Origin of the sequence: Providencia sp. PROV122 (genome assembly GCF_028482365.1) — a bacterium.
GTDB classification, from domain to species: Bacteria; Pseudomonadota; Gammaproteobacteria; order Enterobacterales; family Enterobacteriaceae; genus Providencia; species Providencia stuartii.
Genome location: NZ_JAMPQI010000014.1, coordinates 41,661 through 54,685, shown reverse-complemented (window position 1 = coordinate 54,685; position 13,025 = coordinate 41,661). Strand labels below are relative to the sequence as shown.

Genomic DNA, 13,025 nt, shown 5'->3' with positions numbered 1-13,025 from the left:
ATCTTTCTAGAGCCCGCAGATAACCAACGCTTAATGAGCCTTTGCGGGCCATTTGATGATAATATCAAGCAACTTGAGCGTAGACTTGCGATTGAAATTAATCGTCGTGATAACCGTTTCAAGCTATCAGGCAAACCACTCAATATCCAAGCGGCCAGTAAAATCTTACGCCAATTGTATGTTGATACCGCTCCAATACGCGGTGTGATCCCCGATATTGACCCTGAGCAAATCCACCTTGCTATCTCCGAAAGCCGCGTACTAGAGCAGGCTGCCGATAGTATTCCAGATTATGGTAAAGCCGTTAATATCAAGACCAAACGTGGTGTTATCAAGCCTCGCACACCAAACCAAGCGCAATATATAGCGAATATTTTAGATCACGATATTACGTTTGGCATTGGCCCTGCGGGTACAGGTAAAACATACCTTGCCGTTGCAGCCGCCGTAGATGCTTTAGAGCGCCAAGAAGTACGGCGTATTTTGCTGACTCGCCCTGCTGTTGAAGCGGGGGAAAAACTTGGCTTTTTACCCGGTGACCTCAGTCAAAAAGTAGATCCTTATTTGCGCCCACTGTATGACGCATTATTTGAAATGCTAGGGTTCGAAAAAGTTGAAAAACTGATTGAACGTAATGTTATTGAGGTAGCACCACTGGCTTATATGCGTGGTCGCACCCTCAATGATGCTTTCATTATTTTAGATGAAAGCCAGAACACCACCATTGAGCAGATGAAAATGTTCCTGACCCGTATCGGTTTTAATTCAAAAGCCGTCATCACGGGGGATATTACTCAGGTCGACTTGCCTCGCGGTAATAAATCAGGCTTACGTCATGCCATTGAAGTGCTTTCTGATGTTGATGAACTTAGCTTTAATTTCTTCCACAGCGAAGACGTTGTTCGTCACCCTGTTGTCGCAAAAGTTGTTATTGCCTATGAAAAATGGGAAGAACAAGACAACAAACGCCGTCAACAAATTAGAGAAGAAAAAGAACAGCAAAAAGCGTTAGAAAAGCAGGAAATAATTAAATGAGTGAAGTCATTCTTGATTTACAGCTCGCTTGCGAAGAAACAACAGGGCTACCTGATGAAGCACTGTTTCAACGTTGGTTAGAAGCCGTACTCCCTAAGTTTCAACCACAAAGTGAAGTGACAATCCGCATCGTTGATGAAGAAGAAAGTCACCATTTAAACCTGACTTATCGGGGGAAAGATAAACCAACAAATGTGTTATCTTTTCCTTTTGAAGCGCCACCAGAGGTAGAATTACCTCTACTTGGCGATCTGATTATTTGTCGTCAAGTGGTTGAACAGGAAGCCATCGAACAGCAAAAAAGTGCCGAGGAGCATTGGGCGCACATGGTTGTACATGGCTGTCTGCATCTGCTTGGTTATGATCATATCGAAGACGATGAAGCAGAAGAAATGGAGAGCCTAGAAACGGAAATTTTAGCTGAATTGGGCTATGCTGATCCTTATCTTGCAGAAAAAGAATGACCCACGGTCTATTTTTATGTTAAATATTAGCTGAATAAGTCTAATCGCGTTTTTTGGGAGTAAATACCATAGTTATCTCACGCCGTTGAATATATATTTGGCAGAGTTAAAAACCTAAGCAATTGACTTATTTAGCTAAATTAACCATTATCATCAATTGAGGAATAATTAATAAAACGCCATGAGCGACGATAACTCTTCGAGTAGTGACAACCCTGGTCCTAAGAAAGGGTTCTTTGCACTATTAAACCAACTCTTCCACGCTGAACCTAAAAACTGTGGTGACTTGGTCGAGCTGATCCGTGATTCCGAGCAGAACGACCTTATCGATCCTGATACCCGTGACATGTTAGAAGGCGTCATGGATATTGCCGATCAGCGGGTACGTGACATTATGATCCCGCGCTCCCAGATTGTAACCTTAAAACGTAATCAAACTCTGGATGAGTGCCTTGATGTTATTATCGAATCCGCACACTCACGTTTCCCTGTCATCAGCGAAGATAAAGATCACATTGAAGGGCTACTAATGGCAAAAGATTTGCTGCCATTTATGCGTACAGACGCTGAGCCATTCAGTATTGATAAAGTGTTGCGCCAAGCGGTTGTTGTACCTGAAAGCAAACGGGTCGACCGGTTATTAAAAGAGTTCCGTTCACTACGCTATCATATGGCTATTGTCATTGATGAGTTTGGCGGTGTCTCTGGTCTTGTTACCATTGAAGATATTTTAGAGCTTATTGTTGGCGAAATTGAAGATGAGTACGATGATGAAGATGATGTCGATATTCGTCAGCTAAGTCAGCACTCCTACTCAGTTAGAGCCTTAACCCAAATTGAAGACTTCAATGATGCGTTTGAGACTCACTTTAGCGACGAAGAAGTGGATACTGTCGGTGGCCTTGTTATGCAAGCCTTTGGTCATCTACCCTCTCGAGGTGAATCCATCACTATAGATGGCTATCAATTTAAAGTTGCCATGTCGGATAGCCGCCGAATTATTTTACTTCACGTAAAAATTCCAGATGGCGCGCCTGCACCAAACTTAGATGAAGAAAAGAGTTAATGAGCTTAACGTCATACTATCAAAGTCAGTGGTTAAGACTACTACTGGCTTTCATTTTCGGAGCCAGTGGTACACTGGCTTTTTCGCCATTTGACCTCTGGCCTGCAGCTCTCCTTTCCATCCTATTTCTCCAACTACTGACCCTACAACGCTCCTCTAAACAAGCTTTTTCGATTGCTTTTGCATGGGGCTTTGGGCTATTTGGCTCGGGTGTTAATTGGGTGTATGTCAGCATTGCTGACTTTGGTGGAATGCCAGAGGTTGTTAATGTCCTATTGGTGATCCTGCTTGCAGCTTACCTTTCCCTCTACACTGGGTTATTTGGTTATCTACTCAGCAAATTCTTTCCCCAATCAACAATATGGCGATTAGTCTTTGCCGCTCCAGCCATTTGGCAGCTCACCGAGTTTTTACGAGGTTGGGTTCTTACAGGCTTCCCATGGCTTCAATTCGGTTACAGCCAAATTGATGGCCCAATGAAAGGCCTTGCCCCCATCTTTGGTGTAGAACTGATAACTCTAATATTATTTAGTATTAGTGGGTTACTCGTGCTTGCGTTGGTACGTCGCCGTATTACGCCGTTAGTCGCCGCTGCCGTACTACTTTTCGCCCCTTTAATCATCAAGAGCTATCAGTGGTATACCCCTCTGGAGTCAAAAACTACGGAAGTGGCGCTTGTACAAGGCAATATTCCCCAATCCATGAAGTGGGAAACAAGCTACTTACAAAAAATCAAAGATACTTATATTAAGCTTTCTAGCCCTTATATTGGCAAAGCTTCCTTAATTGTTTGGCCTGAATCCGCAGTGCCGTCAGTCGAATTAGATAACCAAGCATGGCTAAAATCACTGGACAAAATATTAGCTGAATCCCAGACCAAACTGATCACGGGTATTGTTGACGCCCGTCCTATTGACGGTGACTATCAGTTTTATAACACCATCATTGTATTAGGGGATACAACTCCCTATCTGTACCCATCAAAAAATCGCTATAACAAGCACCATTTAGTGCCTTTTGGTGAGTTTGTACCGCTAGAGGATATTTTACGCCCTATCGCACCATTATTTAATTTGCCAATGTCAGGATTTAGCCGGGGCGATTATCAACAAGCTCAGCTTGCTGTAGGCAACATGCATCTAACAGCCGCCATCTGCTATGAAATTATCCTTGGAACACAGGTTCGCGATAATTTCCAACCTAATAGCGATTACCTCTTAACCATTTCTAACGATGCGTGGTTTGGTAAGTCGATTGGGCCATGGCAACATTTCCAAATGGCGCGCATGAGAGCGCTGGAGCTTGGTCGCCCACTACTTAGAGCTACCAATAATGGCGTCACCGCAATTATTCGAGCAGATGGTACCGTCCAAGCTAAGTTGCCTCAATTTACCGCTGCTACACTATCTGCATCTATTACCCCAACAACGGGGTTAACACCTTATGCACGCTGGAGTAATTGGCCAATGTGGGGCGTTGTTATCATATTTATGCTGATAGCCATATCACGAGGCCGCAGGTCAAAAACAAGTTCAGATAAATAACAAAAATCCCAGTCTTTGCATTAATTGCACACGACTGGGATTTTATTTTACATCGCCTAAATTTTATCATTTAACCAATCAATTGCCCTTGTACATCCGCAACGCTAATAGAAGCGATGCAACCTGCATTAAAATTTAAATAATCATCTTCAATGCCATCGGAAAAAATCACGCCATTTTCCGGCATCAATGATTCAAGTTGCAGCGGTGAATTCTCCTCAATCGCACCGAAAACAAATGAAGTTCCGGTTGTCTTACTAGGAAAAGGCTCCCTAACACTAAATTGAAGTCGCCTTTCTTGCCAAGAAAATCCTTGTGACAACGGGTGATGAGCTACCCCCATAACGGCTTGAGCACCCGCTAAAATCGATTGAAACCACCCTGTCGACCCTAAGCCTGTTGAAATAATGATCCCCGAGGAGGATTGAAATTCTTGTTCCCCATTCCATCTCATAATATAGCGTGCCGATGTGTGGGTTTTAGGGCCAATAAATAGATCATTAACCGCAAGTAATGTTTGCCCATCATTAGTTGTCGCCTGAGCAAAAGTCACCGTTTTACTTGGCATCTTTTCCTTTAACGTATTCAAAACGACTTCACGCAGTTGGCCTATTTCAAAAGGTAATAATTTGCCATCCCATCTTGCAGGATCAGGATTAATTGCGATAACAGGCTGACCATTTAAATATTTCAATGTATTTGCCACTAAGCCGTCTTGTCCTATCACAATCACAATATCACGAGCCGTAAATTGGTAGCTAGGCAGTAAAGAACGTTCTAACAATTGAAATCGCCCCATTGATTTCAGAACCGCCTCTGCTTGTACTAATTGTTTTTGATAGTGATCGTGCTCTTCAAGATAATCGTTTACCTCAACATGATTATGCTCTAAATAAAACTTGGCTTGCGGCCAAGTATTAAAACGTTCAATCAGTGCCTGTAACCGCGTTTTACGCATAATTAAAACAAAACGGACATCCTCTCCTCTTTTCATGCTTTAGCTCCTTTTTTAAATATTTGGCTAAAGAGATCGGGGGATATATTCAACTCACCAATTTTCCCTGCATTTAGCGCTAATGATTCAAACGCCATAGCCATTAACTGCTCCGGTGCCATTTTTGCCAATGCCATCGCTTTTAAATGCTCGACAGGCAGTTCTCGATAAGCACGCATTTTCGCCTCAATAGCGTAAGCATCCGCATCCGATTGAATTCGTTGGTTTTCAACGCTTAATGCCACAAGCTCATTACGTTTAGCTTCGGCATTGACTTGAGCGGCTAACTTTTCCTGCTCAATTTCAGCCTGTTCACGCAATAAATGACGTTCATTTTCTAAACGTGCTTCTTCAATTTGTTGCTGCTTATTTTGAACGGATAAATCGGTTTCCAACTCGGCTTCCTTAAGCATACGCTCTTGTTCGACAGAAAACTTACGTCTCGCATAAATCGCATCATCGGCCTCTTTTAGAATCGATTCTCTCGCTTCTGCTTCAAGAGCTTTCAATGTTTCAGGTGATGGTGTAATGGCTGCAATCGAAACATCAAGAATATCGATGCCTAATGCTTGTAGCGCCGAATGTATCGATAACTGATTGGCGACCTCTGTGATCAATGTTTGACTTATCAACAATGCATCACGCATCGCAGTGCGTTGGATTTTTGCCTGAATTAAAGTCTGTGCACTACGCACAACCCTATCGCTTAATTTTAATGGGTCCTCAGACGCATACGAGCTGCCATCTTGAGTCAGGTTATAATTCAATACCTCTGCTGTTTTTTCCGGTTGGCTAATTCGAAATGAGATTTGCCCTTGAATACGCAAGCTTTGAAAGTCCGCCGTTTGTAAATTAAAAATAAACGGCGCTTCAAGCGCATTTAATGGTAGTGCTGCAATAGATGTTGTTGCTGAGTTATACCAAAAACTTAATCCCTTCCCTTGCTTAATCACTTTTCCGTTGACGGATTTAATAATGAAAGTCGAAGAGTCTGCTTTGAAATAATTAATATTAAACATAGTTAACCTCATTAGTGTCCTTGTGACAATAATTAATTATTGTCTTATAGACACCAAAGTGTCAAGCATTAAGTGTCTTAATGACACAAATATTTTTTTAACGTATCATCGCCCTATTAACCATGAAATAGCTTAGTGGGTTGTCATCTCATGAATGAACAAGAATATTTATCTAAATACGATAGGAATGCATATCTTTCGCCGCTAGTGACGGTAGATGCGGTGCTATTTACTTACCATGAAGAGACGTTAAAGGTTCTCCTTGTTGAGCGTGCAAATCATCCAGATAAAGGGATGTGGGGGCTACCTGGCGGGTTTATCGATGAAGAGCAAGATAGCACTCTTGAGCAAGCTATCTTGAGAAAGCTAAAAGAAAAAACGGGCGTCATTCCCCCCTACATTGAACAGCTTTGTACTGTCGGTAACCATTTTCGTGATAAACGAGGTTGGTCTGTCACCGTTTGTTATACAGCCCTTATCGCCTATCAGGCATGTCAGCACTACATTGATAGTGTCGGATCAGCAAAATGGGTCGCTATCAGCGACATTGAAAACATGTCATTAGCCTTTGACCACTCGATGCTTTATCAGCAAGCACGAGAGCGATTAAAACAAAAATCACTTTATTCTATTGTTCCCGGCTTTGCCTTACCTGAAGTCTTTACTTTGACAGAGCTGCAACATGTGCATGAAGTATTAATCGGCAAAACATTGCAAAAAAAATCTTTTCGCCGTCGCTTAGAGCAGGCTGATTTACTGATTGATACAGGAGAAAAACGGCAAGAAACAGGCCGACCAGCTAATTTATATCGTCTGAAACCTGAGTCAGCTGATTACCGTTTTATTCGTAATTTAGAATTTTAACCCTGATGGGTAAAACAAAGGCCCCCTTGAAACATATCTTCAAGAGGGCCTGAAATAGCCTAGCGAGAAATTAACTAAAAAGAAGCCATCCACATACGTGTTTTTATTCCCCAATAGCTTGTATAACCACTGGTAAAACTGACCATTTTACCGTTATCGATGATCATAAAGGTCGGTGTGGCACTAATGCCAACCTGATTCGCAAGCGAGCCTTGTGTATCATTGATTACTGGGAAATTTAGCTCTTTTTTCTCCATCCCTGATAACAGACGTTCACTATTGCCAGAACGTATTGCCACAGAAACAACGGGAACACCGGCCTTAGCTAAGTCGGCTACCGTTGGAGAGGTTATTTTGCAAACCCCACACCATGTCGCCCAAAAATAGACTAAAACAGGTTGTTCTTTACTCAACTCTGCTAATGATACGGTTTCACCCGTCGCAAGTAATTGCGGCTCAAGCAAAATAGGTGCTAGGCTTTCAGGTTTACGCCAAAAATCCATTACGGTAAAGACGACGAACAAGATCACCACCAACCCAATAATTTCTTTTGACCACTTTTTCAGTCTAGCCATATTTACCTTATTTCACTTTTGCTAATTGCTCTTTAACAATCATTTCTAATTGTTGAGCATCTACAGCCCCTGGGATCATTTCTTCACCAATGAGTGTTGCAGGTGTACCATTAACCCCTAATTTTTCAGCTAACATCATGTTAGTGCGAATAGTTTCTTCGCTCTTATCGTTAGCGACTAATTTTTCATTACCTGTCGCTTTCAACGCCTGTTTGATGTTTTCCTCAGTTAACATCCCTTGCTTTTGCATAAATTTTTGATGCAGTGCTTGGAATGCTTTTGGATCTTTTTCCCACAATGTCAGAACCAGTTGAGAAGACTCCAGCGATGTTTTGCCTTTAAATGGCAGAGGTTTTATCACCACAGCAACATCAGGGTATTTCTTCACAATCTCTTCAAGCTGTGGATCAAAACGCTTACAGAATGGGCAGTTATAATCGGTGAAGTTAACCAACACCAGTTTTGCATCTTTGGCACCCAGTCGTGGGCTTGCTGGATCATTAAACAGCTTATCGTGCTCGGCTTTAATCGTTGCCTTCATTTGAGCTTGCTGTTTTTCACCTTGCTTAGCCTGTAGTGCAACAATCGCTTCTTCTAAAATTTCAGGGTTTTCAACCAAGGTATCACGTACCAACTTACGCACTTGTGCTTCTTGGTCAGACGTTAATGGAGCCGCATGAGCAGTTGCACCTAGCATTAGCGACGAGAACAGAACAGCTACAATTGTTTTTTTCATTTTTCGGCTCCTTTGGCCTCATTCATAATTGATAATAAAACTTCACGATCAAGTATCGTTGACAGTATTTCACCCTCAGCCAACCTAGGGCCATAAATTTGATTAAATGGCACAGCCACCTGCCCACGTTTTTGTAAAAATGCGGTAATTTCTGGTGATGGCTTAGTCCAGTCACCTCTTAATGCGACCACATCTGGTTCATTCAAGAGTTGCTGAACATCATCTCTTAGCAATACATTATATTTATTTGCTTTACAGGTTACACACCAATCTGCCGTAACATCAATAAACACACGCTTATTTTCTGACAGAGCCTGTGTAATCGCTTCCTCACTCAGAGGTTGCCAATCCACATTATCCTGAACAAGGGTTCGACTTCCTGTCGTTTGCTCCATCGTTGCCCAAACAAAACCACCTGTTAATAATGCAAACAGGACAAACGAAATTGCCGCAGTGCGTAAACTGAATTTTTTGCCAATGAAAACCACCAGCAAAAGCAAAAAGACGATCACAATAGCTAAGGCAGCCATTTCACCAAAATGAGGGATCAGTAAGCTAATTAACCATAGACATGACAATAGCATCATCACACCTAAAACCACTCTCAGTTTACTCATCCAAGCCCCAGGTTTTGGTAACAGCCGAGAAATAGCAGGGAAAGCGGCGATTAATAGCCACGGTAAACTCATTCCGATCCCCAGTACCGTAAAGACTAACCAGAGTTCTCCTATCGGAGCCGCTAGTGCAAACGCCACTGCTGTGCCCAAAAATGGTGCAGAACAAGGGGTTGCCAATAAGGTTGCAAACACACCTTGCCAGAAATGCCCACTGTTACCTTGACCACCCGCAGTCGCTAAACGAGTGCTCGCTTTACTTCCTAGATGGATCTCAAACAAACCAAATAGGTTAGCCGTAAATAATGCTGTCACTAATACCATAAACCCAATAAACCATGGGTTTTGGAACTGGATCCCCCATCCAACAGCTTGTTGCCCAACGCGCAACAGGGTCATTAATAACGCTAATAGCCAGAAAGAGACTAAGATCCCTGAAGAAGAAAGCAAAAATTGCCGACGGATGGTTTTCTGCTCCCCTTGCGGTACCATCAAGACCGAGCCTAACTTCATCGCGAGAACCGGCAAAACACAAGGCATAAGGTTTAAAATCAAACCACCTAGTAACGCAAAGGCCAAAATCTGCCAAAGAGGTATCGCACCGCCAGCATTATCCTGCTGGGTAGCGCCAGTAAAAGGTGTGATTTGCGCTGTTACCTGTTGTGAAAGCGCGCCATCCGTCACCACAAAAGAGAACGGTTTTCCTGTCAGGTCTGGCGCTTTATCTCCCCAATCATCACTCACCGCAACGGTCGCCGTCAGCTTGTCACCCGATAAACGAATATTTGGCACACCTAGCGTGGTTCCTTCTGGTGTATCAGTAAAAACCCCTGCTTTTTGGCTCCACGGCTCGCCAGCCACTTTTTGTAATTCAAGAACGAGTTTGTCACCATCAAACCCGACATTATGGTTTTGCACTAGCCCCGCTGTAGGAGGAATACGCCCCATCGCTTGATTAAATGCCCACTCAAAATTCTCAGGCTCAGGTTCAGTCAAATCGAGCTCGAAAGGATAATCCGTTAAAATACAGACATTGCTACAGGTGGAAAGCGTTAAAACTCCCGAAAGTTTATCTAGCTTTTCATCGGCATTAACGACGATAGGAAAAACAACGTCTCCCATATAACCTTGAGTTGAAATACCTGCAACATCAAAACGACCAGGGGCTGGCCACTGCCAATCCATATCTGTTACTGGTGATTTCCAATTGATTTCCGGCGCAATACCGCCTTCTCCTGGAGAACGCCAATAGGTTTTCCAACCATCTTGTAGTTGTACATCCAACAATAAAGCAACCTTCCCATCTTTTTGGGAAGCACTTAACAATCTTACTTGAGCATGGTCATTATGTTTATCTGTTAGCCAGCCAGTATCAGCTGCCTGTAGCACTCCCGAAAATAAGGCAGATAAAATAATTAACGCATTAATTAAAAAACGCATAATTCCTCCAGAATAAAATACACCAACAAGCTGAACGTGATGGTGTTCTAATCTCGAAGATTGCAATATTGTAAATGGAGCCTAACTCTTGGTGGGGGATGTTTATCCTCACGCTTAGCTCTGCGTGAAAATAAATGAGAGTAAAAAATACCTAACGCAGTGATAGAAAGGAAAACAAAAAAGAGAGGTTCAATAGCAGCAGGACTTAATGTCAGTAGTGATTTAGCACTCAATTCACAAGAAGACAATTGCGCGCTTTTTTCACTCGAAACAGCCGTTTTAAACACCATAGACTGACCATTGGATTGCATTTGCACGACAGGGTCTTGAGGCGAAAAATGGGCGAAAAGACGCTCTCCAACGGCTCTTTGATTAATACAAAGTAAAACCATCAGACAGGCGAGTACTACTAATCCTTTGCCTAATTTGAGTTGCCTGTTCATGCGTGTCTCTATTTCTTCGTCCTGAAATCACACTGTTAAATAATGATAAGTTAATTCAATATTTAAATTTAACCAATTTAATCAAGGTTACATCTTACACAGCAAACGACTCGGTACAAGTAGCATGAGCTAACTTTACAAACCCAATCCTATTTACACCTCTAAAGATAAAAATTGGCATACAAGATGCATTATACCCACGAGCAACAGGAAAATGAGATTATTTTTCACACTAGTGGTGCATAAATACCCTTTTTAGGAAAGTTTTCCCAGTAATAGTGCAACAAATTAGGAACTGCCCAAATAATATGCGAGATAGCTCCCGATTTTGAAACAATTCATTTTCATTGTTTAACATTTTTCTTTAATTTTTAACAATATTAAAACATACAGCAGGTGATCGTGGTATTGATAGCATCCACGAAACATCAGCAAGCACAACAAACGAGATAAATCTCCGATCTTAGAAAGGAGCTGTAAATATGCGTATGAGCAAGATTGTATTATCGATGATGGTGCTAGGAGCAACTTGTGCCGTTCAAGCAGAAGAACTAACAGGTACTCTAAAAAAAATTAACGACAATGGTGTGATTGTTGTTGGCCACCGTGAGTCATCCGTTCCATTTTCTTACTATGACAACAACCAAAAAGTGGTCGGCTACTCTCAAGACTACTCCAATGAAATCGTTGATGCGGTTAAAAAGAAACTCAACAAACCTAATCTCGAAGTTAAGCTTATCCCTATTACATCACAAAACCGTATACCGCTATTACAAAATGGTACCTATGATTTTGAGTGTGGTTCAACGACCAATAACTTAGAAAGACAAAAACAAGCTGCGTTTTCAAATACGATTTTCGTAGTAGGTACTCGTCTACTTACTAAAAATGACTCTGGAGTCAAAGACTTCGCCGACCTCGCGGGTAAAAACGTCGTTGTTACCTCTGGAACAACGTCTGAAATTTTGCTCAATAAACTTAACGACGAAAAAAATATGAAAATGCGCATTATCAGTGCAAAAGATCATGGTGACTCATTCCGTACCCTTGAATCTGGCCGCGCTGTCGCCTTTATGATGGATGATGCGTTGTTAGCAGGTGAACGTGCAAAAGCGAAAAAACCAGATATTTGGGAGATTGTAGGCAAACCGCAAACAGAAGAAGCTTATGGCTGTATGCTACGCAAAGATGATCCTCAGTTTAAGGCGTTAGTCGATGAAACTATCGCGAAGGCACAAACTTCTGGTACGGCTGAAAAATCATTTGACCGTTGGTTTAACCAACCTATCCCACCAAAAAATCTTAACTTGAAATTCACGTTATCAGATGAAATGAAAGAGTTGTTCAAATCACCTAATGACAAAGCACTTAACTAAATAAAAAGACAAACAGGGTGTTACTGAAGTGGGATTTGCAAGGCGGTCGTTCCCCGCCTTGCACTTTCTCACCAGTAGTAGGGTCAATCTAAATTGCCCACAGGAAGTAGAATTATGTCAATCAATTGGAATTGGGGGATTTTCCTACAGGAAGCCCCATTTGGGAATACCACCTATTTAGGTTGGTTATTATCTGGCTTAGAAGTCACTGTCGCACTTTCTATCTGTGCTTGGATCATTGCTTTTCTGGTCGGCTCGTTCTTTGGTATTTTACGTACCGTGCCTAATCGCTTTTTAGCGATGATAGGAACCGTTTATGTCGAGCTATTTCGTAATGTCCCTTTAATTGTTCAATTTTTTACTTGGTATTTAGTGATCCCAGAGCTGTTACCCCGTTCTATCGGCGACTGGTTCAAAATGGACTTAGATCCTAACTATCAATTTTTTATCTCTTCAACACTGTGCCTTGGTTTATTTACCGCCGCCCGTATGACTGAACAGGTAAGAGCGGCAATACAATCATTACCAAGAGGGCAAAAAAACGCCGGTCTCGCTATGGGGCTGACCTTGCCACAAACTTATCGCTATGTGCTTTTACCCAATGCGTATCGTGTCATTTTGCCACCAATGACATCCGAGATGCTTAACTTAGTGAAAAACTCGGCGATAGCTTCCACTATCGGCCTCGTTGATATGGCAGCCCAAGCAGGTAAGTTGCTTGATTATTCTGCCCATGCTTGGGAATCATTCACTGCGATCACGCTTGCCTATGTCGGCATCAATTTGATCATTATGCTGTTAATGAATTTGTTAGAACGTAAAGTTCGCTTACCCGGCACATTAGGAGGGCGATAA

General features: G+C 42.2%; 13 protein-coding genes. 7 read left to right on the top strand and 6 right to left on the bottom strand.

Features of this window, described 5'->3' with window-relative positions; all coding sequences use genetic code 11:
• Positions 1-33: 33 nt before the first annotated feature.
• The 4 genes from PSE69_RS11830 to lnt all read left to right on the top strand — a co-directional run bounded on the left by PSE69_RS11830 (position 34) and on the right by lnt (position 4,109).
• On the top strand, positions 34-1,035 hold the full coding sequence (locus PSE69_RS11830; RefSeq protein ID WP_223854883.1) for a PhoH family protein: 1,002 nt from the start codon (positions 34-36) through the stop codon (positions 1,033-1,035).
• Positions 1,032-1,499: an rRNA maturation RNase YbeY gene (gene ybeY / locus PSE69_RS11825; protein WP_004917654.1), complete on the top strand. Its 468-nt coding sequence runs from the start codon at positions 1,032-1,034 to the stop codon at positions 1,497-1,499. The genes PSE69_RS11830 and ybeY overlap by 4 nt, the downstream gene beginning before the upstream one ends.
• Positions 1,500-1,680: 181 nt before the next feature.
• Positions 1,681-2,565 (top strand): CNNM family magnesium/cobalt transport protein CorC, encoded by an 885-nt coding sequence (gene corC, locus PSE69_RS11820; protein WP_272675243.1) that lies wholly within the window; start codon positions 1,681-1,683, stop codon positions 2,563-2,565.
• Complete coding sequence (lnt, locus tag PSE69_RS11815) at positions 2,565-4,109, top strand: apolipoprotein N-acyltransferase (RefSeq protein WP_076914340.1); 1,545 nt, start codon at positions 2,565-2,567, stop codon at positions 4,107-4,109. The genes corC and lnt overlap by 1 nt, the downstream gene beginning before the upstream one ends.
• A 70-nt stretch (positions 4,110-4,179) precedes the next feature.
• Here lnt and PSE69_RS11810 read toward each other — a convergent pair whose 3' ends face one another.
• Both PSE69_RS11810 and PSE69_RS11805 read right to left on the bottom strand, forming a co-directional pair.
• Positions 4,180-5,103, bottom strand: coding sequence for a sugar kinase (locus PSE69_RS11810; RefSeq protein ID WP_036943472.1), 924 nt, complete (start codon positions 5,101-5,103; stop codon positions 4,180-4,182).
• Positions 5,100-6,122, bottom strand: a complete 1,023-nt coding sequence (locus PSE69_RS11805) for an SPFH domain-containing protein (protein WP_121874614.1) — start codon at positions 6,120-6,122, stop codon at positions 5,100-5,102. The genes PSE69_RS11810 and PSE69_RS11805 overlap by 4 nt, the downstream gene beginning before the upstream one ends.
• Positions 6,123-6,272: 150 nt before the next feature.
• Here PSE69_RS11805 and PSE69_RS11800 point away from each other — a divergent pair, with 150 nt between their 5' ends.
• On the top strand, positions 6,273-6,986 hold the full coding sequence (locus PSE69_RS11800; RefSeq protein WP_004917646.1) for an NUDIX hydrolase: 714 nt from the start codon (positions 6,273-6,275) through the stop codon (positions 6,984-6,986).
• A gap of 74 nt (positions 6,987-7,060) precedes the next feature.
• Here PSE69_RS11800 and PSE69_RS11795 read toward each other — a convergent pair whose 3' ends face one another.
• From PSE69_RS11795 to PSE69_RS11780, 4 genes are read right to left on the bottom strand one after another with little or no spacing between them, the layout of a single operon-like run.
• A complete protein-coding gene (locus PSE69_RS11795) occupies positions 7,061-7,561 on the bottom strand; it encodes a protein disulfide oxidoreductase (protein ID WP_004917645.1) in 501 nt (166 codons plus the stop codon).
• Between the two features lie 7 nt (positions 7,562-7,568).
• Entirely contained in the window at positions 7,569-8,297 is a 729-nt protein-coding gene (locus PSE69_RS11790) for a DsbA family protein (RefSeq protein WP_004917644.1), read from the bottom strand.
• Positions 8,294-10,351, bottom strand: a complete 2,058-nt coding sequence (locus PSE69_RS11785) for a protein-disulfide reductase DsbD family protein (protein WP_121874615.1) — start codon at positions 10,349-10,351, stop codon at positions 8,294-8,296. The genes PSE69_RS11790 and PSE69_RS11785 overlap by 4 nt, the downstream gene beginning before the upstream one ends.
• A 47-nt stretch (positions 10,352-10,398) precedes the next feature.
• The gene (locus PSE69_RS11780) at positions 10,399-10,794 is read right to left on the bottom strand and encodes a hypothetical protein (protein ID WP_040132901.1); all 396 of its coding nucleotides are present in this window, start codon (positions 10,792-10,794) and stop codon (positions 10,399-10,401) included.
• Positions 10,795-11,276: 482 nt separating this feature from the next.
• Between PSE69_RS11780 and PSE69_RS11775 the strand changes: the two genes are divergently transcribed.
• Together PSE69_RS11775 and PSE69_RS11770 are read left to right on the top strand one after the other, a co-directional pair.
• A complete protein-coding gene (locus tag PSE69_RS11775) occupies positions 11,277-12,170 on the top strand; it encodes an amino acid ABC transporter substrate-binding protein (protein ID WP_014657717.1) in 894 nt (297 codons plus the stop codon).
• A 114-nt stretch (positions 12,171-12,284) separates the two neighbouring features.
• Entirely contained in the window at positions 12,285-13,025 is a 741-nt protein-coding gene (locus tag PSE69_RS11770) for an amino acid ABC transporter permease (RefSeq protein WP_004917640.1), read from the top strand.

Coding starts and splice junctions, on each gene's coding strand:
- PSE69_RS11805 (WP_121874614.1), bottom strand. CDS start 6,122: ATGTTTAATATTAATTATTTCAAAGCAGACTCTTCGACTTTCATTATT.
- PSE69_RS11780 (WP_040132901.1), bottom strand. CDS start 10,794: ATGAACAGGCAACTCAAATTAGGCAAAGGATTAGTAGTACTCGCCTGT.
- lnt (WP_076914340.1), top strand. CDS start 2,565: ATGAGCTTAACGTCATACTATCAAAGTCAGTGGTTAAGACTACTACTG.
- PSE69_RS11810 (WP_036943472.1), bottom strand. CDS start 5,103: ATGAAAAGAGGAGAGGATGTCCGTTTTGTTTTAATTATGCGTAAAACG.
- corC (WP_272675243.1), top strand. CDS start 1,681: ATGAGCGACGATAACTCTTCGAGTAGTGACAACCCTGGTCCTAAGAAA.
- PSE69_RS11830 (WP_223854883.1), top strand. CDS start 34: ATGAGCCTTTGCGGGCCATTTGATGATAATATCAAGCAACTTGAGCGT.
- PSE69_RS11800 (WP_004917646.1), top strand. CDS start 6,273: ATGAATGAACAAGAATATTTATCTAAATACGATAGGAATGCATATCTT.
- PSE69_RS11795 (WP_004917645.1), bottom strand. CDS start 7,561: ATGGCTAGACTGAAAAAGTGGTCAAAAGAAATTATTGGGTTGGTGGTG.
- PSE69_RS11790 (WP_004917644.1), bottom strand. CDS start 8,297: ATGAAAAAAACAATTGTAGCTGTTCTGTTCTCGTCGCTAATGCTAGGT.
- PSE69_RS11775 (WP_014657717.1), top strand. CDS start 11,277: ATGCGTATGAGCAAGATTGTATTATCGATGATGGTGCTAGGAGCAACT.
- ybeY (WP_004917654.1), top strand. CDS start 1,032: ATGAGTGAAGTCATTCTTGATTTACAGCTCGCTTGCGAAGAAACAACA.
- PSE69_RS11770 (WP_004917640.1), top strand. CDS start 12,285: ATGTCAATCAATTGGAATTGGGGGATTTTCCTACAGGAAGCCCCATTT.
- PSE69_RS11785 (WP_121874615.1), bottom strand. CDS start 10,351: ATGCGTTTTTTAATTAATGCGTTAATTATTTTATCTGCCTTATTTTCG.